Annotated in this window: 14 protein-coding genes, 4 tRNA genes and 1 pseudogene; 14 read left to right on the top strand and 5 right to left on the bottom strand. The window is 61.1% G+C overall.

The genetic code is table 11. The features are described from left to right. Window positions 1-97: 97 nt before the first annotated feature. On the bottom strand, window positions 98-1,294 hold the full coding sequence (locus AAGQ88_RS17195) for an amino acid aminotransferase (RefSeq protein ID WP_342653042.1): 1,197 nt from the start codon (window positions 1,292-1,294) through the stop codon (window positions 98-100). Window positions 1,295-1,631: 337 nt separating this feature from the next. Here AAGQ88_RS17195 and uvrB point away from each other — a divergent pair, with 337 nt between their 5' ends. Beyond that, entirely contained in the window at window positions 1,632-3,647 is a 2,016-nt protein-coding gene (uvrB, locus tag AAGQ88_RS17190) for an excinuclease ABC subunit UvrB (protein WP_342653041.1), read from the top strand. Window positions 3,648-3,707: 60 nt separating this feature from the next. On the opposite strand, the gene AAGQ88_RS17185 is transcribed toward uvrB, so the two are convergent. Further along, window positions 3,708-5,198 (bottom strand): DHA2 family efflux MFS transporter permease subunit, encoded by a 1,491-nt coding sequence (locus AAGQ88_RS17185; protein ID WP_342655829.1) that lies wholly within the window; start codon window positions 5,196-5,198, stop codon window positions 3,708-3,710. A gap of 49 nt (window positions 5,199-5,247) precedes the next feature. Continuing rightward, entirely contained in the window at window positions 5,248-6,303 is a 1,056-nt protein-coding gene (locus AAGQ88_RS17180; protein ID WP_093459253.1) for an HlyD family secretion protein, read from the bottom strand. A gap of 239 nt (window positions 6,304-6,542) precedes the next feature. On the opposite strand from AAGQ88_RS17180, the gene gltX reads away from it, so the two are divergent. The 9 genes from gltX (at window position 6,543) to AAGQ88_RS17135 (ending at window position 11,672) form a co-directional block, all read left to right on the top strand. Continuing rightward, window positions 6,543-8,024, top strand: coding sequence for a glutamate--tRNA ligase (gene gltX, locus AAGQ88_RS17175; RefSeq protein ID WP_285425425.1), 1,482 nt, complete (start codon window positions 6,543-6,545; stop codon window positions 8,022-8,024). A 221-nt stretch (window positions 8,025-8,245) separates the two neighbouring features. After that, window positions 8,246-8,321 (top strand) — tRNA-Ala (locus AAGQ88_RS17170). A gap of 85 nt (window positions 8,322-8,406) precedes the next feature. Next, window positions 8,407-8,482, top strand: a tRNA-Glu gene (locus tag AAGQ88_RS17165). Between the two features lie 51 nt (window positions 8,483-8,533). Further along, window positions 8,534-8,609 (top strand) — tRNA-Ala (locus tag AAGQ88_RS17160). 53 nt (window positions 8,610-8,662) lie between these two features. Next, window positions 8,663-8,738: transfer RNA gene (locus tag AAGQ88_RS17155), tRNA-Glu, on the top strand. A gap of 214 nt (window positions 8,739-8,952) precedes the next feature. Further along, window positions 8,953-9,492: a TetR/AcrR family transcriptional regulator gene (locus tag AAGQ88_RS17150; protein ID WP_285426110.1), complete on the top strand. Its 540-nt coding sequence runs from the start codon at window positions 8,953-8,955 to the stop codon at window positions 9,490-9,492. 147 nt (window positions 9,493-9,639) lie between these two features. Further along, complete coding sequence (locus AAGQ88_RS17145; protein ID WP_342653040.1) at window positions 9,640-10,080, top strand: thioesterase family protein; 441 nt, start codon at window positions 9,640-9,642, stop codon at window positions 10,078-10,080. A gap of 75 nt (window positions 10,081-10,155) precedes the next feature. Further along, entirely contained in the window at window positions 10,156-11,115 is a 960-nt protein-coding gene (locus AAGQ88_RS17140) for a tRNA-dihydrouridine synthase family protein (RefSeq protein WP_342653039.1), read from the top strand. A 113-nt stretch (window positions 11,116-11,228) separates the two neighbouring features. Continuing rightward, window positions 11,229-11,672, top strand: a complete 444-nt coding sequence (locus AAGQ88_RS17135; protein WP_342653038.1) for an Hsp20 family protein — start codon at window positions 11,229-11,231, stop codon at window positions 11,670-11,672. A 115-nt stretch (window positions 11,673-11,787) separates the two neighbouring features. On the opposite strand, the pseudogene AAGQ88_RS17130 reads toward AAGQ88_RS17135, so the two are convergent. Beyond that, window positions 11,788-13,857 (bottom strand): annotated as a pseudogene (locus AAGQ88_RS17130) (EAL domain-containing protein); the annotation flags it as partial. Between the two features lie 120 nt (window positions 13,858-13,977). Continuing rightward, window positions 13,978-14,856: a LysR family transcriptional regulator gene (locus AAGQ88_RS17125; RefSeq protein WP_285426106.1), complete on the bottom strand. Its 879-nt coding sequence runs from the start codon at window positions 14,854-14,856 to the stop codon at window positions 13,978-13,980. A 156-nt stretch (window positions 14,857-15,012) separates the two neighbouring features. Here AAGQ88_RS17125 and leuC point away from each other — a divergent pair, with 156 nt between their 5' ends. The 4 genes from leuC (at window position 15,013) to asd (ending at window position 19,500) form a co-directional block, all read left to right on the top strand. Then, on the top strand, window positions 15,013-16,437 hold the full coding sequence (gene leuC / locus AAGQ88_RS17120) for a 3-isopropylmalate dehydratase large subunit (RefSeq protein ID WP_342653037.1): 1,425 nt from the start codon (window positions 15,013-15,015) through the stop codon (window positions 16,435-16,437). Between the two features lie 10 nt (window positions 16,438-16,447). After that, window positions 16,448-17,086: a 3-isopropylmalate dehydratase small subunit gene (gene leuD / locus AAGQ88_RS17115; protein ID WP_285426104.1), complete on the top strand. Its 639-nt coding sequence runs from the start codon at window positions 16,448-16,450 to the stop codon at window positions 17,084-17,086. A 137-nt stretch (window positions 17,087-17,223) separates the two neighbouring features. After that, a complete protein-coding gene (gene leuB, locus AAGQ88_RS17110) occupies window positions 17,224-18,306 on the top strand; it encodes a 3-isopropylmalate dehydrogenase (protein ID WP_342653036.1) in 1,083 nt (360 codons plus the stop codon). 81 nt (window positions 18,307-18,387) lie between these two features. Beyond that, window positions 18,388-19,500, top strand: coding sequence for an aspartate-semialdehyde dehydrogenase (gene asd / locus AAGQ88_RS17105; RefSeq protein WP_285426102.1), 1,113 nt, complete (start codon window positions 18,388-18,390; stop codon window positions 19,498-19,500). Window position 19,501: the final 1 nt, after the last annotated feature.

Below are 19,501 nucleotides of genomic sequence, written 5' to 3'. Positions count from 1 at the left end.
AAGCGCGCGCCTGCAGGGTTGTGTGTCGAGCACAAAAAAGGGGAAGCAGACATCAATCTGCTTCCCCTTTTGCCGTTTCCGGCTTGCCGCTGCTATTTCAGATCACTGCCAGAATCGCCTGGGTCACCGCTTCGATGTTGCGCGTGTTCAACGCTGCAACGCAGATGCGGCCGGTGTCCAGCGCGTAGATGCCGAACTCGTTGCGCAGACGATGCACCTGTTCGGTGGTCAGGCCCGAGTAGGAAAACATCCCACGCTGACGCGCGACGAAGCTGAAGTCCTGGCCCGCAGCGTTGTTCGCCAGACGTTGGGTCATCTCTTCACGCATGCCACGAATGCGCAGGCGCATTTCTGCCAACTCGTCTTCCCATTTCTGACGCAGCTCAGGGCTGTTCAACACCGCGGCAACGATGGTCGCGCCATGGGTCGGCGGGTTGGAGTAGTTGGTGCGGATCACACGTTTGACCTGCGACAGAACGCGCGCGGTTTCTTCTTTGGAGTCGGTGACGATCGACAGCGCGCCGACGCGCTCGCCATACAGAGAGAACGATTTGGAGAACGAGCTGGAGGCGAAGAACGTCAGGCCGGAGTCGGCGAACAGGCGCACGGCGGCGGCGTCTTCGTCGATGCCATCGCCAAAGCCCTGATAGGCCATGTCCAGGAACGGCACGTGGCCTTTGATTTTCAGAACCTCAAGGACCTTTTTCCAGTCTTCCAGGGTCAGGTCGACACCGGTCGGGTTGTGGCAGCACGCGTGCAACACGACGATGGAGCCCGCCGGCAGATTCTGCAGGTCTTCCAGCATGCCCGCGCGATTGACGTCATGGGTCGCGGCGTCATAGTAGCGGTAGTTCTGCACCGGGAAGCCGGCGGTTTCAAACAGCGCGCGGTGGTTTTCCCAGCTCGGGTCGCTGATGGCGACGACGGCGTCTGGCGACAGCTGCTTGAGGAAGTCGGCACCGATTTTCAGCGCGCCGGTACCGCCGACGGCCTGCACGGTCATGACCCGGCCCGAGGCCAGCAATGGCGACTCGGCACCGAACAGCAGGGTCTGCACGGCCTTGTCGTAGGCTGCGATGCCATCGATCGGCAGATAGCCGCGGGGTACGTGTTGAGCGACACGAATCTCTTCTGCTTCGGCAACGGCACGCAGCAGCGGAATTTTCCCTTCTTCGTTGCTGTAAACGCCTACACCCAGGTTGACCTTGGTCGTACGGGTGTCAGCGTTAAATGCTTCGTTGAGGCCCAGGATAGGATCGCGTGGTGCCATTTCGACAGCGGAGAACAGGCTCATTTTTGCGGCAGCTCTGAATGGGGAGTGAATGGGTAGCATCGCTCCGGCCGAATGCACTAGAGCGGTGCACAAACGGGGAGCTAGTATAGAGGCCATCGCCGACGGGGGCGACAGGTCAGGGGCGGTTTTTTCGAGGTATTTCCGATTATTTCCCGACCATTAGTCATGTCGCGCGGACTAATGTCCTGACGACGGCTTGAAAGCCGGCGATGACGACTCCATTTGTAGTCCCATCACTTCCTTTCACGTGCGTCTTTTCCTTTGGCGGGATCAGCCGTCCGCGCTCATTACGCCCCGGCCAGACGTCATGCTGCGGGGGCGAACATAGAGGTACGTTATGTCCGAGTTCCAACTCGTTACCCGTTTTGAGCCGGCCGGGGATCAGCCGGAAGCCATTCGTCAGCTGGTCGAGGGCATCGATGCCGGGCTGTCGCACCAGACTCTGCTGGGCGTGACCGGCTCAGGCAAGACGTTCAGCATTGCCAACGTCATTCAGCAGGTCCAGCGCCCGACCCTCGTGCTGGCGCCGAACAAGACCCTGGCCGCTCAGTTGTATGGCGAGTTCAAGGCGTTCTTCCCGAACAACGCGGTCGAGTACTTCGTCTCTTACTACGATTACTACCAGCCGGAAGCTTATGTGCCTTCGTCCGACACCTTCATCGAGAAGGATGCGTCGATCAACGACCACATCGAGCAGATGCGCCTGTCCGCGACCAAAGCCCTGCTGGAGCGCAAGGACGCGATCATCGTCACCACGGTGTCGTGCATCTACGGTCTGGGCAGTCCGGAGACCTACCTGCGCATGGTGCTGCACGTCGATCGCGGCGACAAACTCGACCAGCGTGCCCTGCTGCGCCGCCTGGCGGACCTGCAATACACCCGCAACGACATGGACTTCGCCCGAGCGACCTTTCGCGTGCGCGGCGACGTGATCGACATTTTCCCCGCCGAATCGGACCTCGAGGCCATTCGCATCGAGCTGTTCGACGATGAGGTCGAAAGCCTGTCGGCCTTCGACCCGCTGACCGGTGAGGTGATTCGCAAGCTGCCGCGCTTTACCTTCTATCCCAAGAGCCACTACGTGACGCCGCGCGAGACGCTGCTGGACGCGATGGAAGGGATCAAGGTCGAGCTGCAGGAGCGGCTGGAGTACCTACGCGGCGCCAATAAGCTGGTGGAAGCGCAGCGCCTGGAACAGCGCACCCGTTTCGACCTGGAGATGATCCTCGAGCTGGGCTACTGCAACGGCATCGAAAACTATTCCCGCTACCTTTCCGGTCGTCCGGCAGGGGCGCCGCCGCCCACGCTCTACGATTACCTGCCGGCCGATGCGCTGCTGGTGATCGACGAGTCCCACGTCAGCGTGCCGCAGGTCGGCGCCATGTATAAGGGCGACCGCTCGCGCAAGGAAACCCTGGTGGAATACGGTTTCCGTCTGCCGTCGGCGCTGGACAACCGGCCCATGCGATTTGATGAGTGGGAATCCGTCAGCCCGCAGACCATCTTCGTTTCGGCCACGCCCGGTCCTTATGAAGGCGAGCACGCTGGGCGCGTGGTCGAGCAAGTCGTCAGGCCGACCGGCCTGGTCGACCCACAGATCGAAATCCGTCCGGCGCTGACCCAGGTCGACGATCTGCTGTCGGAAATCAAGAAGCGCGTCGAACTGGAAGAGCGCGTGCTGGTGACGACGCTCACCAAGCGGATGTCCGAAGATCTCACCGACTATCTGGCCGATCATGGCGTGCGCGTGCGTTACCTGCACTCGGACATCGACACCGTGGAGCGGGTGGAAATCATCCGCGATCTGCGCCTTGGCACCTTCGACGTGCTGGTGGGGATCAACCTGCTGCGCGAAGGCCTGGACATGCCCGAAGTCTCGCTGGTAGCGATTCTCGATGCCGACAAGGAAGGCTTCCTGCGCTCCGAGCGCTCGCTGATCCAGACCATCGGCCGCGCGGCGCGCAACCTCAACGGCCGGGCGATCCTGTACGCAGACAACATGACCGGCTCGATGGAGCGGGCCATCGGCGAGACCGAACGCCGTCGCGACAAGCAGATCGCGTTCAACCTCGCCAACGGCATCACGCCCAAAGGCGTGGTCAAGGACATCACCGACATCATGGAAGGCGCCACCGTCCCCGGCTCGCGCAGCAAAAAACGCAAAGGCATGGCCAAGGCCGCCGAGGAAAACGCCAAATACGAAGCCGAACTGCGCTCACCCACCGAAATCACCAAGCGCATTCGCCAGCTGGAAGAGAAGATGTACCAACTGGCTCGGGATCTGGAGTTTGAAGCAGCGGCGCAGATGCGTGACGAAATCACCAAACTGCGGGAGCGGTTGTTGGCGGTTTGAGTGTTTGATGCTGCTCGCACGGTTCTACGCGCGGCATAAGGCTCGATAAGCTGGATGGCGTCAATGCGCAGCCCCACCCTTGACGCCCGACGGCAGCTTTTTGGTCAGCATCACCGCCACCATGCTGATCCCCAGCGCGATCCCAACAAAGTGAAACGCGTCGTTGTAGGCCATGATCGCGGCCTGTTGGTGGGCGATTTCGCTGAGCTTGCCCAGTGCCGCCGTCTCGTTGCCCAGTCGGTCGGTCAGTTGCGTCAGGCGCTCGGCCACCTGCGGGTTGGCGGGGGAGATGGACTCTCGCAGGTAATCGAAGTAGGTCTTGGTGCGGGCGTCCAGCAGTGTGGCCAGCAGGGCGATGCCGATGGCGCCGCCCAGGTTGCGCAGGATGTTGAACAGGCTCGATGCTGAACCGGCGTCCTGCGGCTGAATGAATGCCGTGGCGATCAGTGAGACGGTGACCATGATCAGTGGCTGCCCGAGGGCGCGGACAATCTGGATGTGATTAAACTGCGGCCCGGCAAAGTCAGGGTTAAGCACGCCTGACGAAAAGCTGGCAATGCCGAACAGGCCAAAGCCAAGGGTGCACAGCACTTTGGGGGAGATGACCTTCATCAACTGTGGCACCAGCGGAATCAAGAACAGCTGCGGCACGCCCATCCACATGATCACTTCGCCGATCTGCTGGGCGTTGTAGCCTTGAACCTGCGCCAGATAAAGCGGCAGCAGATAGATCGAGCCGTACAATCCCACGCCCATGCCGACGCTGGAAATACTCGACAGTCCGAAGTTGCGGTTACCCAGAATGCTCAGGTTGATCAGCGGTCTGGGTCGGGAAAACTGGATGATCACGAACGTGATCAGACTGAGCAGGGCGACGCTACCCAGGCCCACGATCAGCGTCGACTCCAGCCAGTCCTTGCGATGCCCTTCTTCCAGAAACACCTGCAGGCAGCCGAGGCCGACGCCGAGGGTCACGATGCCGGCGTAATCGGTGCTTTTGAGCAGTTCCCAGTGCGGCGCTTTCTTTTCCAGTCCGTAGAGCAGCCCGGCAATCATCACCAGGCCAGGCGGAATATTGATGTAGAAAATGTATTCCCAACCGAAATTCTCCGTCAGCCAGCCACCCAGGGTCGGGCCGATGGAGGGCGCGAAGGTCGCCGTCATGGCGAACAGCGCCATGCCTTTGGCGCGGTGGTGTTCGGGGAGTTTGATCAGCGTCAGGGTGAACGCCAGCGGGATCAGCGCGCCGCCGGTAAAACCCTGCATGGCACGGAACACGATCATGCTTTCCAGGCTCCAGGCCATCGAGCAGAGCAGCGAAGACAGCAGAAACCCCAGCGACACCCACACCGCCAGACGCCGCGCCGAGAGCAGCTGCACCAGCCAGGCGGTCAGCGGGATCATGATGATCTCGGCCACCAGATAGGAAGTGGAAATCCAAGAGCCTTCTTCAAGGGTCGCCGAGAGCGCGCCTTGAATATCCTTGAGTGACGAGTTGGTGATCTGGATGTCCAGCACCGCCATGAAGGCGCCGAGCATCACGCTCATCACTGCAATCCAGTCGCGCCGGGTCGGCTCACCGACCGGGCGGATCAGCTCGTCACCGGCCACTGTGCGGGTCGTTCGCCGGCTTGATGTTGACCGAAACGGTCACCGACATTCCCGGGCGAACCTTGCCATGCAGAGGGTTATCCGGCGCGAACGTCAGCTTGACCGGAATGCGCTGCACGACTTTGGTGAAATTGCCCGTCGCGTTGTCCGGCGGCAGCAGGCTGAACTGCGCGCCGGAGGCGGCGAACAGGCTGTCGACCCGACCCTGAATGGGCGTGCCCGGAAAACTGTCGAAGGTCAGTTCGGCCGGCTGACCGATTTCCATGTGCTCGATCTGCGTTTCCTTGAAATTGGCCTGCACCCAGATGTCCTCATCAGGCACCACCGACAACAGGTAGGCGCCAGCCTGAACGTACTGACCGTTGCGGGCGGCACGCTGGCCGATCAGGCCGCTGATCGGTGCATGAATTTCAGTACGCTGCAGGTTGATCTGCGCCTGAGCCAGGTCGGCGCGGGCGTTGGCGATCTGCGCGTCCAGACGCTTGATGTCGGCGTTCAGCGCATTGACTTGCTGGCGTTGGCTCTGCGCATCGGCCTGGGCCTTGGTGACTTGCGAGCGCGCGACGCTGCTGTCGGCGGTCATGGTCGTCACCTGCGCTTCAGAGACGAACCCCGGCGTGCGCAGTTTCTGCAGGCGGGCCAGGTCGAGCTGCGTACGACCCAGCGTCGCCTGATTGGCCTGCACCTGAGCGTCGCTCGCGGCAATCAGGCTCGCCTGCTGAGTCAGCTTGCTTTGCGCTTGCAGGCGCTCGGCCTCACGCGTCGCGAGGGTCGCCTGCGCACGCTCGATGGCCAGCCGGAAGTCGTCGGGTTCCAGACGCACCAGCAATTGCCCCTGCTGCACAGGCTGGTTGTCCTGCACCAGCACTTCGCTGATCCGCGCGCCCAGCTGACTGGAAACGCGCGTGATCTCGCCCTGCACATAAGCATTGTCGGTGGATTCGTAGAACCGGCCCTTGAAGTACCACTGGGCGAAGAAGGCGAGGGCGATCAGCAGGACCACCCCGAGAAAGATGAGCAGGCGGCGTTTGAGTTGGGCGGGCATGGTCGTTCTGAATTATTAGAATGTAAGCAAATTTATCAGCATTGGCGATCGGGCATCTAGCGACCGTTGGAATAATGACTGGAAGTGATATTTCGGTATTCAGTCGGGTGAAGCCATGCCGTGCTGACGCTGCGGGATGTCATCGAGCCGATTCTGTCCGCCATGCGGAGCTGGCGCTGGAGCCGCGACGGCTGCGCCTGTTAAGATTCGCGGCTTGTTCGATCTATTCGGAATTTTCCATGACCACCGTTCGTACCCGCATCGCGCCATCGCCCACCGGCGACCCTCACGTTGGCACGGCTTACATCGCACTGTTCAACTACTGCTTTGCCAAGCAGCACGGCGGCGAATTCATCCTGCGCATCGAAGACACCGATCAGCTGCGCTCGACCCGCGAGTCCGAACAACAGATTTTCGACGCACTGCGCTGGCTCGGCATCGAGTGGAGCGAAGGCCCCGATGTGGGCGGCCCGCATGGTCCGTATCGCCAGAGCGAACGCGGCGACATCTATAAGAAGTACGTCCAGGAACTGGTCGACGCCGGCCACGCCTTCCCGTGCTTCTGCACCGCCGAAGAACTGGACCAGATGCGCGCCGAACAGATGGCACGCGGTGAGACCCCGCGTTACGACGGCCGCGCATTGCTGCTCTCCAAGGAAGAAGTCGCGCGCCGTCTGGCCGCGGGCGAGCCGCACGTTATCCGCATGAAGGTGCCGAGCGAAGGCGTGTGCATCGTGCCGGACATCTTGCGCGGCGAGGTCGAAATCCCGTGGGATCGCATGGATATGCAAGTCCTGATGAAGACCGACGGCCTGCCGACGTACTTCCTGGCCAACGTGGTCGACGATCACCTGATGGGCATCACCCACGTGCTGCGCGGCGAGGAGTGGCTGCCTTCGGCGCCGAAGCTGATACTGCTGTACGAATATTTCGGCTGGGAAAAACCTGCGCTGTGCTACATGCCGCTGCTGCGCAACCCGGACAAAAGCAAGCTCTCCAAGCGCAAGAACCCGACTTCGGTCACGTTCTACGAACGCATGGGCTTCATGCCTGAGGCGATGCTCAACTACCTGGGCCGCATGGGCTGGTCGATGCCGGACGAGCGCGAGAAGTTCTCGTTGCAGGAGATGGTCGATAACTTCGACCTGAACCGCGTGTCTCTTGGCGGCCCGATCTTCGACATCGAGAAGCTGTCCTGGCTCAATGGTCAGTGGCTGCGCGAACTGCCGGTGGAGGCGTTCGCCGCCCGCGTGCAGAAATGGGCGTTCAACAGCGATTACATGATGAAGATCGCGCCTCACGTTCAGGGCCGTGTCGAAACCTTCAGCCAGATCGCACCGTTGGGCGGGTTTTTCTTCGCCGGCGGCGTGACCCCGGACGCAAAACTGTTCGAGCACAAGAAGCTGTCGCCGGAGCAGGTGCGTCAGGTCATGCAACTGATCCTGTGGAAGCTCGAGTCGCTGCGTCAGTGGGAAAAGGATCGAATCACGGGCTGCATCCAGGCCGTCGTCGAGCACCTGGAGCTCAAGCTGCGTGACGCGATGCCGTTGATGTTCGCTGCCATCACCGGTCAGGCGAATTCGGTATCGGTGACCGACGCCATGGAAATCCTCGGGCCGGACCTGACACGTTTCCGTCTGCGCCAGGCCTTGGACCTGCTGGGCGGCGTGTCGAAGAAAGAAAACAAAGAGTGGGAAAAGCTGCTGGGCGCCATCGGCTGAGCCATTGTCGGCCCTGAGCGGGATGCCCAGGGCCGACAAGTCCCTCGAATTCGAAGGGGCGAACCGGGGGAGGGCGGTAAGTGATTGTTATCCCGGAAAATTCTTTTGAAATTTGTTGAAAAAGAGTTTGACAGGTATCGGGACCGCACTTAATATGCGCCCCGTCCACACGGCAACACAGAAACACAGCGGCAACGCAGCGTTATCTGAGAGTGTAATGTGGGGCTATAGCTCAGCTGGGAGAGCGCCTGCATGGCATGCAGGAGGTCAGCGGTTCGATCCCGCTTAGCTCCACCAATTTAGAGGCTTCAAGGTCGGCTACACTGCCTTGAAGTTTGTACCGCAAATCGGAACCAGCACCGATCAGGTACACAAGGGTTACGTCCCCTTCGTCTAGTGGCCTAGGACACCGCCCTTTCACGGCGGTAACAGGGGTTCGAGTCCCCTAGGGGACGCCAGTTTTACCGAGTGATGCCGCAAGGTTGATCTCCGCCGAGAGGCGTAAATCCGGGGCTATAGCTCAGCTGGGAGAGCGCCTGCATGGCATGCAGGAGGTCAGCGGTTCGATCCCGCTTAGCTCCACCAAATTTGCCAGGATTCGTTGAGTTCGCTTTAACGAATCTGACTGAAGGTTTTGCGTCCCCTTCGTCTAGTGGCCTAGGACACCGCCCTTTCACGGCGGTAACAGGGGTTCGAGTCCCCTAGGGGACGCCACGATTTCTCGCTCTGCGAGACCAAGGGTCATTCGATTATTGAATGGCCCTTTTGTTTTTTTGGGTTTTATTTCTCGAGCCCTCGTTCTGGTTGTCCGACCGTCCCGCAGGCTGAGTCATGCTGCAGTCCTTCGCATCCTCCCTTGCATTCATTCTCTTTGCTTGCCATCGCGCATGATGCAGATAATATTACTGCCATCATCCCGGAGGCGGACATGAACGATAAAAAGGCACAAACCCGCGAGCGCATCCTGACGGCCGCCAGCATGGCGTTGATCGCACGCGGTCCGGTGGAACCCAGCGTCAATGAAATCATGGGCGCGGCCGGATTGACCGTGGGTGGCTTCTACGCCCACTTCGACAGCAAGGAAGCGATGATGCTGGAGGCCTTCAATCACTTGCTCGCCGAACGCCGGGAGATGGTCGCCAGTATCGACGATCAGTTGCCGGGAGCCGAGCGCCGCGCCTTGCTCGCGGCGTTTTACCTGTCGCGCAAACACCGCGACGCCGAAGACCACGCATGTCCGTTGCCCACCGCGATCGGTGAAATGGCGCGTTTGTCGGACGATTTTCGCGGGGCGTTGGCCGAGCACGTCGAGTTAATGATCGCGCAGCTGGCATCCAGCCCCGAAGAAACCGACAAGACCCTGGCCGACATCGCCCTGATGCTGGGCGGCCTGGCGCTGGCTCGCGCTTTGGGGCCCTGCGAGCTGTCCGACCGCGTCCTGCGGGCTGCGAAGTCGGCCATGCTCTAAGCCGGAACGGACATCGCGCTTCATCGCCCGACGCTTTTCGTTACACTGTGCGAACACCCTCAGTCTGAGAGGTGATGCCCGGCGTTTCCCGCTGAAAGCCGGTCCTACAGTTCGAACGCGAATGAAACCACGAGGGCAGGAACGAGCATGGTCTGGGATCTGGCAACGCCATTCGTCATCGATTTGCACGTCAGTGAGGACGACATCGATGGCCTGGGGCACGCCAACAATGCGGTGTACGTCACCTGGCTTGAACGGTGTGCCTGGCGTCATTCGCAGCATCTGGGTCTGGATCTGACCGAATACCGGCGACTGGACAGGGCCATGGCGGTGGTGCGGCACGAGATCGACTACCTCGCCAGTGCTTATCAGGATGAGGAGTTGCAGCTGGCAACCTGGATCGTCAACTGGGACCAGCGCCTGAAAATGACCCGACGTTTCCAGCTCAAACGTCCGGGCGATGGTGTGACCCTGCTGCGTGCGCAGACCACCTTCGTGTGCATCGAGCTGTCGACCGGCAAGCCCAAGCGGATGCCGACTGAGTTCATCGACGGTTACGCACCGGCGTTGCAGATGGCGACCTCCTGATACCCGGTAGGGCTTGCCCGTTTCCATTACGGCGGCCACTGCGTAAACTGCCGGACTTTTTTCCGAGTGTGATCCATGCAAATTGCTCTGGCGCCCATGGAAGGCCTGGTCGACGATATTCTGCGCGATGTGCTGACTCAGGTGGGCGGCATCGACTGGTGCGTGACCGAATTCATCCGGGTGACCGAGCGTCTGCTGCCGGCGCATTACTTCCACAAGTTCGCTTCCGAACTGCTGACCGACGCCAAGACCCGCGCCGGCGTGCCGTTGCGTGTGCAATTGCTGGGCTCCGATCCAGTGTGCCTGGCAGAAAACGCCGCCTTCGCCGCTGAGCTGGGCGCGCCGGTGATCGACCTCAACTTCGGCTGCCCGGCCAAGACCGTCAACAAGTCGCGGGGCGGGGCTGTGCTGTTGAAGGAGCCCGAGCTGCTGCATTCGATCCTCAGCCATGTGCGCCGTGCCGTGCCTGCACACATTCCCGTCACCGCGAAGATGCGCCTGGGCTACGACAGCACCGAACCGGCGCTCGATTGCGCCCGGGCGCTGGAAGCCGGTGGCGCGCAGCACATCGTGGTGCACGCCCGGACCAAGGTCGACGGCTACAAGCCGCCCGCGCACTGGGAGTGGATCGGCAAGATTCAGGACGTGGTCAGAATCCCGATCATCGCCAACGGCGAAATCTGGACGGTCGACGACTGGCGCCGTTGCCGGGAGATCTGCGGCGCGCGCGACATCATGATCGGCCGTGGCCTGGTGGCGCGGCCCGACCTGGGCCGGCAGATTGCCGCTGCGCAAGCCGGGCGCGACGTGGTGGCGATGACCTGGCAAGAACTGCAGCCATTGCTGCGCGAGTTCTGGTTGCAGGCGATGGCCAAGATGACGCGCGTTCAGGCGCCCGGGCGCCTCAAGCAATGGGTGGTGCTGCTGACCAAAAGCTACCCCGAAGCCGTCGTGTTGTTCGACGCGTTGCGGCGGGAAACCGATTGCGAGCGCATCAGCCGGATGCTCGGCATCGTCGAGCAGGAAGTGGCCTGAAAAATTTTTCATAGCGACTCTTGAAACAGAAGTGACTGTCCTTATCTAGGGATTACGCGATGCCGAAGACGGGTCGCGGAGACAACCACTTGCTGATTTATCAGGAGATTCACATGACTACCGCATTTTCCCTGGCTCCACTGTTCCGCTCTTCCGTTGGCTTCGACCGTTTCAACGATCTGTTCGAATCGGCAGCCCGTAACGAGTCGGCCAGCAGCTACCCTCCCTACAACGTCGAGAAACACGCAGATGACCAATACCGCATCGTCATCGCGGCTGCGGGTTTCCAGGAAGAAGACCTGGAGTTGCAGGTCGAGAAGGGCGTGCTGACCGTGACCGGCAACAAGCGTGAAAAGGCCGCTGAAGGCGTGACCTTCCTGCATCAGGGCATTGCCCAGCGTGCGTTCAAGCTGTCGTTCCGCCTGGCCGATCACATCGAAGTGAAAGACGCCGCGCTGGCAAACGGCTTGCTGAACATCGATCTGCTGCGTCTGGTGCCGGAAGAGGCCAAGCCTAAGCGCATTCAGATCAACGGCCAGAAAGCGCTGGCTCATTGATCCATCCATCCAGACAAGAGGCGCCCTCCGGGGCGCCTTTTTTATTGGATGAATCATCGGCACGTCCTCGGGCGTTCCGGGTGTCCATTTCAAGTGCCGCTGTCCGGCGCAAGCCTCAGCCCTGGCTTACCTGGACACGCAGCAATGCCTCGAACCCATCGGCACTCAAGGGCTCGCTGAACAGATAGCCTTGATACAGATGGCAGTCGAGCTGAGCCAGAAAGTCCAGCTGTTCCTGCTTTTCCACCCCCTCGGCAATGATCGTCAGGTTCAGGCTGGCGGCCATGGCGACGATTGCCCTCACGATTTCCGCATCGTTGGGGTCGCTGGTGGCGTCGCGCACGAAGGACTGGTCGATCTTCAGCGCGTCCACGGGCAGGCGTTTGAGGTAGGTCAGCGACGAATAGCCGGTGCCGAAATCGTCCATCGCGAAACTGATGCCGATCTGCCGCAGTTGCAGCATCTTGGCGATGGTGTCTTCCAGGTTCTGAATCACGATGCCTTCGGTGATTTCCAGTTTCAGCATGCGCGTGGGCAGCCCCCAACCCTGCAGGCAACGCTGGATGCGCTGGACGAAATCGGTCTGGCGAAATTGTCTCGGGCTGATGTTGACGCACAGGCTGAAATCTTCGCCGTCGATCAGGCCCTTGCCGAGCAATTCGCTGCCGGTCCTGCAGGCCTGCTCGAGAATCCAGTTGCCGACGTCGAGGATCATGCCGCTTTCTTCCATGATCTGGATGAACTGGTCTGGCGGCAGCTGACCCAGGCCCGGACGCTGCCAGCGCAGTAGCGCTTCGGCGCCGACAATGCGGTTGCCGCGGGTGTCGACTTGCGGTTGGTAACTGAGGCTGAATTCTCCGCGGCTGAGGGCCTGGCGCAGATCGTTTTCCATACGCAGCCGCTCGCTGGCGGCCACCTGCATGGTGTCGTGAAACATTTGCGTGGTGTTGCGTCCCGAATCCTTGGCCCGGTACAGCGCGATGTCTGCACGCTTGAGCAGATCGGCCGGCGTCGACCCGTGATCGGGAATCAGCGCAACGCCGATGCTGGGCGTGACTTGCAGCCGATGCCCGTCGAGGAACATCGGTTCGGCGAGCAGCTCGCGCAGCGTGTCGGTCAGTGCGTTGACCTGATCGACCACCTGCTCACGTGAGCCCTCAAGGCCGCTGATCAGGACCACGAACTCGTCCCCGCCCAGTCGCGCGACGGTGTCTTCCAGCCGCACGCTCGCTTCCAGCCTGGCCGTGACGATCTTCAGGACGCTGTCGCCGACCGGATGGCCGAGCGAGTCGTTGATGTGCTTGAAATGATCCAGATCGAGGAACAGCAGAGCGCCGCGCAGATCATGCCGATTGAGCAGGGCGATCTGCTGGCTGAGCCGGTCCATCAGCAGCGCGCGGTTCGGCAGGTTGGTCAGTGAGTCGTGGTACGCCAGATGTTGAATCTGCGCCTGCGCGTTCTTCAACTGGCTGATGTCTCGCGCGGTGATCAGCAGGCAGGCGGCGCCGTTGAGCATCAGCGGCACGATGGACACGTCGACGGTGAGCAGGTCGCCGTTCTTGCCGCGCGCCAGCAACTCCCGGTTTTGCACCGTGCCGCGCTCTTCCATTTCCTGAATCAGCCGGGTGCGCTGGGTGATGTCGGCCAGAATCCCGGACCGGTAGACAGAGCGGCCCATCACGTCGCTGCTGGTGTAGCCGGTCAGTCGGCAGAAGCCATCGTTGACTTCCAGGTAACGGCCGGTGGCCTGCTCGGTGATGATGATAGCGTCCGGACTTGAGTGAAACGCCTTGGCGAACTTCTCCTCGCTGGCCTTCAAGGCCGCTTCGGCGTGCTTGCGCTCGGTGTTGTCGATGAACGTGCTGAGCAGGTACATGCCGTCGCTCAGCTCGATTGTCTGCGTGTACAGCGTGCCATCGTGGATGTTTCCGTCGCGCGCGCGCCACTGGGTCTCCAGGCTGGCGGGCTGATCGGTCAGGATCGTCCTTTCGAGCGCCAGCTGGCGCTGTCGCAAATCGATCCACAGCCCGATGTCGACCGTGGTGCGTCCCGCGCAATCAATCATCGGCCAGCCGAAGATGAGTTCGAAATGGCGATTGGCGTTGCAGATCAGGCCGTCTTCGAAACGGGTCAGCAGCACCACGTTAGGGCTGAGATTGAACAGCGTCGCAAAGTGTTTTTCCGACTCCTTTGCGGTCAAGGCCAGGCCAGTGAGCTCAATCGAGGGGCTGTCTGCGGTTATGGGCATGTGATCACGAGCCTTCAAAGAGTGAAGCCGGTATGTCGATCAGTGAACTGCACCCGCTCAGACGGTTTGCGCCTGTGCATCCAGCAACGCCATGAACGCCCGGGCGGCGTTCGACAGCGTGCGTTCCGTGTGGACAATGTAGCCTAGCTGGCGGCGCAGCTGTATGCCCGGCAGCGGAATGCGCGTGACCTGTTCGTCGAGCATGGTTCTGGGCAATACGCTCCAGGCCAGCCCGATCGACACCATCATCTTGATCGTCTCCATATAGTTGGTGCTCATCGCGATGTTCGGCTTGAGCCCTTGTGCTTCGCACAGGTCGCTGACGATGTGATGGGTGAAGGTGTTGCCGCCCGGAAACACCGCCGGGTAGCTGGCAATGTCCGCCAAGGTCACCGACGCAGTGCTGGCCAGTGGATGCTCGGGCGCGGCGACGAAGTCCAGCGGGTCATCCCAGACCATCACTGCCTTGATCAGCGAGTGCGGCTCGGGCGCGAGGGTGATGACGGCCAGTTCCGCGCGACCGTGGAGGATTTCCTCGTAGGCCACTTCCGAGTCAAGAAACTGAATGTCCAGCGCCACATCCGGATAGGTCCGCGTGAACGCCCTCAATAAAGACGGCAGCCGGTGCAAGCCGATGTGGTGGCTGGTGGCCAGAGTCAGCCGGCCGGTGACCTCCCCAGTGAGGTTGGTCAGCGCGCGACGCGTGTCGTCCAGCACATTGAGGATCTGATAAGCCCGTGGCAGCAAGGCGCGACCGGCCTCGGTCAGGCTGACCTCGCGACCCAGCCGGTCGAACAGGCGCACATCAAGTTGTTGTTCAAGGCCCGCGATACGTTTGCTGACAGCAGGCTGTGTCAGGTGCAAGCGCTCGCCCGCGGCAGAGAAGCTGCCGGTCTCGGCGATCGCGATAAAGGCGTTGAGGTTCGCCAGGTCCATCTCGAATTCCTGTTGGTTATCCAAAGCATGAAAAATATGAATTTGAGTTATTTAAGCATATTCCATAGCATCTCCCCCACAAGCCAAAGGGTTTTAGGGCATCGCCGTGATGTCGCAGCCCAGGGCATAGAAACAAGCTGATGAGGAAACCGTCTGATGGCCGGCAAAACGCTTTACGACAAGCTCTGGGATTCGCATTTGGTCAAGCAGCGCGACGATGGCTCGGCGCTGCTTTATATCGATCGTCACATCATTCACGAAGTGACCTCGCCACAGGCGTTCGAGGGCTTGCGCCTGGCGGGCCGCAAACCATGGCGTATCGACGCCAACGTCGCCACCGTTGACCACAACGTGCCGACCACGCCTGACCGCAAGGACGGCGTGGATGCCATCGTCGATCAGGTATCACGCCTGCAGGTCAAGACGCTGGACGACAACTGCGATGAGTACGGCATCACCGAATTCAAGATGAACGACGTGCGCCAGGGCATTGTTCACGTGATCGGCCCGGAGCAGGGCGCAACCTTGCCGGGCATGACCGTCGTCTGCGGCGACTCGCACACCTCGACCCACGGCGCCTTCGGCGCGCTGGCCCACGGCATCGGCACCTCTGAAGTCGAGCACGTGCTCGCGACGCAGTGTCTGGTCGCCAAGAAAATGAAAAACATGCTGGTGAAAGTCGAGGGCAAGCTGCCGTTCGGCGTCACGGCCAAAGACATCGTGCTGGCGATCATCGGCAAGATCGGCACCGCTGGCGGTAACGGTCACGCCATCGAGTTCGCTGGCAGCGCGATCCGCGACCTGTCCGTCGAAGGCCGCATGACCATCTGCAACATGTCTATCGAAGCGGGCGCCCGCGTGGGGCTGGTGGCGACCGACGAGAAGACCGTTGCCTACGTCAAGGGCCGTCCATTCGCACCGAAAGGCGAGCAGTGGGACCTGGCGGTCGAAGCCTGGAAAGATCTGGTGTCCGACGCCGACGCCGTGTTCGACACCGTCGTCGAGCTCGACGCCGCTCAGATCAAACCGCAGGTCAGCTGGGGCACGTCGCCGGAAATGGTCTTGGCCGTCGATCAGAATGTTCCCGATCCTGCGAAGGAAGCGGATCTGGTCAAGCGTGGCTCCATCGAGCGCGCACTGAAGTACATGGGGCTGCAGGCCAATCAGGCGATCACCGACATTCAGCTCGATCGCGTCTTCATCGGCTCCTGCACCAACTCGCGGATCGAAGACCTGCGCGCGGCTGCCGAGATCGCCAAAGGCCGCAAAGTGGCGTCGACGATCAAGCAGGCAATGGTCGTGCCGGGCTCGGGGCTGGTCAAGGAACAGGCCGAGAAAGAAGGTCTGGACAAGATCTTCATCGAAGCCGGTTTCGAATGGCGTGAGCCAGGTTGCTCGATGTGTCTGGCGATGAACCCGGACCGGCTGGAAAGCGGCGAGCATTGCGCGTCGACGTCCAACCGCAACTTCGAAGGCCGTCAGGGTGCCGGTGGTCGTACTCACCTGGTCAGCCCGGCGATGGCGGCGGCGGCAGCCGTGAACGGCCGTTTTGTCGATGTCCGCACCATGAGCCAGCAATAAGGAGCCTCCCATGAAGCCTTTTACTCAACACACCGGCCTGGTCGCTCCGCTGGATCGCGCCAACGTCGACACCGACCAGATCATTCCCAAGCAGTTTCTGAAGTCGATCCGCCGTACCGGTTTCGGCCCTAACCTGTTCGACGAGTGGCGCTACCTGGACGTCGGCCAGCCTTATCAGGACAACTCCAAGCGTCCGCTGAATCCTGACTTCGTGCTCAACGCCGAGCGTTATCAGGGCGCCAGCGTCTTGCTGGCCCGCGAGAATTTCGGCTGTGGCTCGAGCCGCGAGCACGCCCCGTGGGCGCTGGAGGAGTACGGTTTTCGCAGTATCATCGCGCCGAGCTACGCTGACATCTTCTTCAACAACAGCTTCAAAAACGGCCTGTTGCCGATCATTCTGAGCGAAAGCGATGTGGACGATCTGTTCAAGGTGGTCGAAGCCAATCCAGGTTATCAGCTGAACGTCGACCTGCAGGCGCAGACCGTGACCCGCGAAGATGGCAAGGTGTACAGCTTCGAGATCGACGCGTTCCGCAAGCATTGCCTGCTCAACGGCCTGGACGACATCGGCCTGACGCTGGTCGATGGCGAGGCGATTTCGGCGTTCGAGAGCAAGCATCGTGCAAGCCAGCCGTGGTTGTTCCGATAGAAGCAGCGACAGGTTTTCAGCGACAAGCGGCAAGTTGGGACGCGCGCGGCTTCTTCTGACAGCTTGCCGCTTGAAACTTGCAGCTCCCGAGTCGGCCTCGCTCTAGAGGCCGACCGCAATTTTGAAACGAGGGTTCTATGAGCAAGCAGATTCTGGTTCTCCCAGGTGATGGCATTGGTCCGGAGATCATGACCGAAGCGGTCAAGGTGCTGGAGCTGGCCAATGAGAAGTACCAACTGGGTTTCGAATTGAGCCACGACGTCATCGGCGGTGCGGCCATCGACAAGCACGGTGTGCCGCTGGCCGATGAAACGCTGGATCGCGCCCGCGTGGCCGACGCCGTGCTGCTGGGCGCGGTGGGCGGTCCGAAGTGGGACGCCATCGAGCGTGATATCCGTCCGGAACGTGGCCTGCTGAAAATCCGCTCTCAGTTGGGTCTGTTCGCCAACCTGCGTCCTGCCATCCTGTATCCGCAACTGGCCAATGCGTCGAGCCTCAAGCCTGAGATCGTTGCGGGCCTGGACATCCTCATCGTTCGCGAGCTGACCGGCGGTATCTATTTCGGTGCACCGCGCGGCACCCGCGAGTTGGAAAACGGCGAACGTCAGTCTTACGATACCTTGCCTTACAGCGAGAGCGAGATCCGTCGCATTGCGCGCGTCGGTTTCGACATGGCGCGGGTGCGCGGCAAGAAGCTCTGCTCGGTGGACAAGGCCAACGTACTGGCGTCCAGCCAGCTGTGGCGCGAAGTGGTCGAGCAGGTTGCCAAGGATTATCCGGACGTCGAGCTGAGCCACATGTACGTGGACAACGCCGCGATGCAGCTGGTCCGCGCACCCAAGCAGTTTGACGTGATGGTCACCGACAACATGTTCGGCGACATTCTGTCCGACGAAGCGTCGATGCTCACCGGCTCCATCGGCATGCTGCCGTCGGCATCGCTGGATTCGAACAACAAGGGCATGTACGAGCCTTGCCACGGTTCGGCGCCCGACATCGCCGGCAAAGGCGTGGCCAACCCGCTGGCGACCATCCTGTCGGTGTCGATGATGCTGCGTTACAGCTTCAATCAGCACACGGCGGCCGATGCCATCGAGAAGGCCGTGAGCCTGGTCCTCGATCAGGGTCTGCGCACCGGTGATATCTGGTCTGAAGGCACTGTCAGGGTCGGTACACAGGAAATGGGCGACGCCGTAGTCGCCGCGCTGCGCAATCTGTAATATCTCGGGCCCGTGACTGCAATGTCGAGCCTGCCGGCTCCGTGCAGAAAGGGCCCCACTTTTAATTAAGGTGTAGTTGCGATGAAACGTGTAGGTCTGGTCGGTTGGCGCGGTATGGTTGGTTCCGTGCTCATGCAGCGTATGCTGGAAGAGCAGGATTTCGATCTCATTGAGCCGGTTTTTTTCACCACCTCCAACGTCGGTGGACAAGGTCCATCGGTGGGCAAGGATGTTGCGCCGTTGAAAGATGCCTACAGCATCGACGAGCTCAAGACCCTGGACGTGGTACTGACCTGTCAGGGCGGCGACTACACCAACGAGGTTTTCCCCAAGCTGCGTGAGGCGGGCTGGCAGGGCTACTGGATCGACGCCGCTTCGGCCCTGCGCATGCAGGACGATGCCGTGATCATCCTCGATCCGGTCAACCGCAAGGTCATCGACCAGCAGCTGGACGCCGGCACCAAGAACTACATCGGCGGCAACTGCACTGTCAGCCTGATGCTGATGGGCCTGGGCGGGCTGTTCGAAGCCGGTCTGGTCGAGTGGATGAACGTCATGACGTATCAGGCGGCGTCTGGCGCCGGCGCGCAGAACATGCGTGAACTGATCAAGCAGATGGGCACCATCAACGCCTCGGTCGCCGATGAACTGGCCAATCCCGCCAGCGCCATTCTGGACATCGACCGCAAGGTCGCCGAAGCCATGCGCAGCGACAGCTTCCCGACCGAGAACTTCGGCGTGCCGCTGGCCGGCAGCCTGATCCCATGGATCGACAAAGAGTTGCCGAACGGTCAGAGCCGCGAAGAGTGGAAAGGTCAGGCCGAGACCAACAAGATCCTCGGTCGCTTCAAGAGCCCGATCCCGGTCGACGGCATCTGCGTGCGCATCGGCGCCATGCGCTGCCACAGCCAGGCGCTGACCATCAAGCTGAACAAAGACGTTCCGATCGCCGACATCGAAGGCATGATCAGCCAGCACAACCCGTGGGTGAAACTGGTGCCGAACAACCGTGAGGCGAGCATTCAGGAACTCAGCCCGACGTCGGTGACCGGCACCTTGAACATTCCGGTCGGCCGCCTGCGCAAGCTGAACATGGGCTCGCAGTACCTGGGCGCGTTCACTGTAGGCGATCAGCTGCTGTGGGGCGCCGCCGAGCCGCTGCGCCGCATGCTGCGGATCCTGCTGGAGCGTTGAT

The organism is Pseudomonas sp. F3-2 (genome assembly GCF_038804275.1).
Taxonomy (GTDB): domain Bacteria; phylum Pseudomonadota; class Gammaproteobacteria; order Pseudomonadales; family Pseudomonadaceae; genus Aquipseudomonas.
Note: the sequence above shows the minus strand (reverse complement) of the source record. Positions and strands in the feature narration are given on the sequence as shown.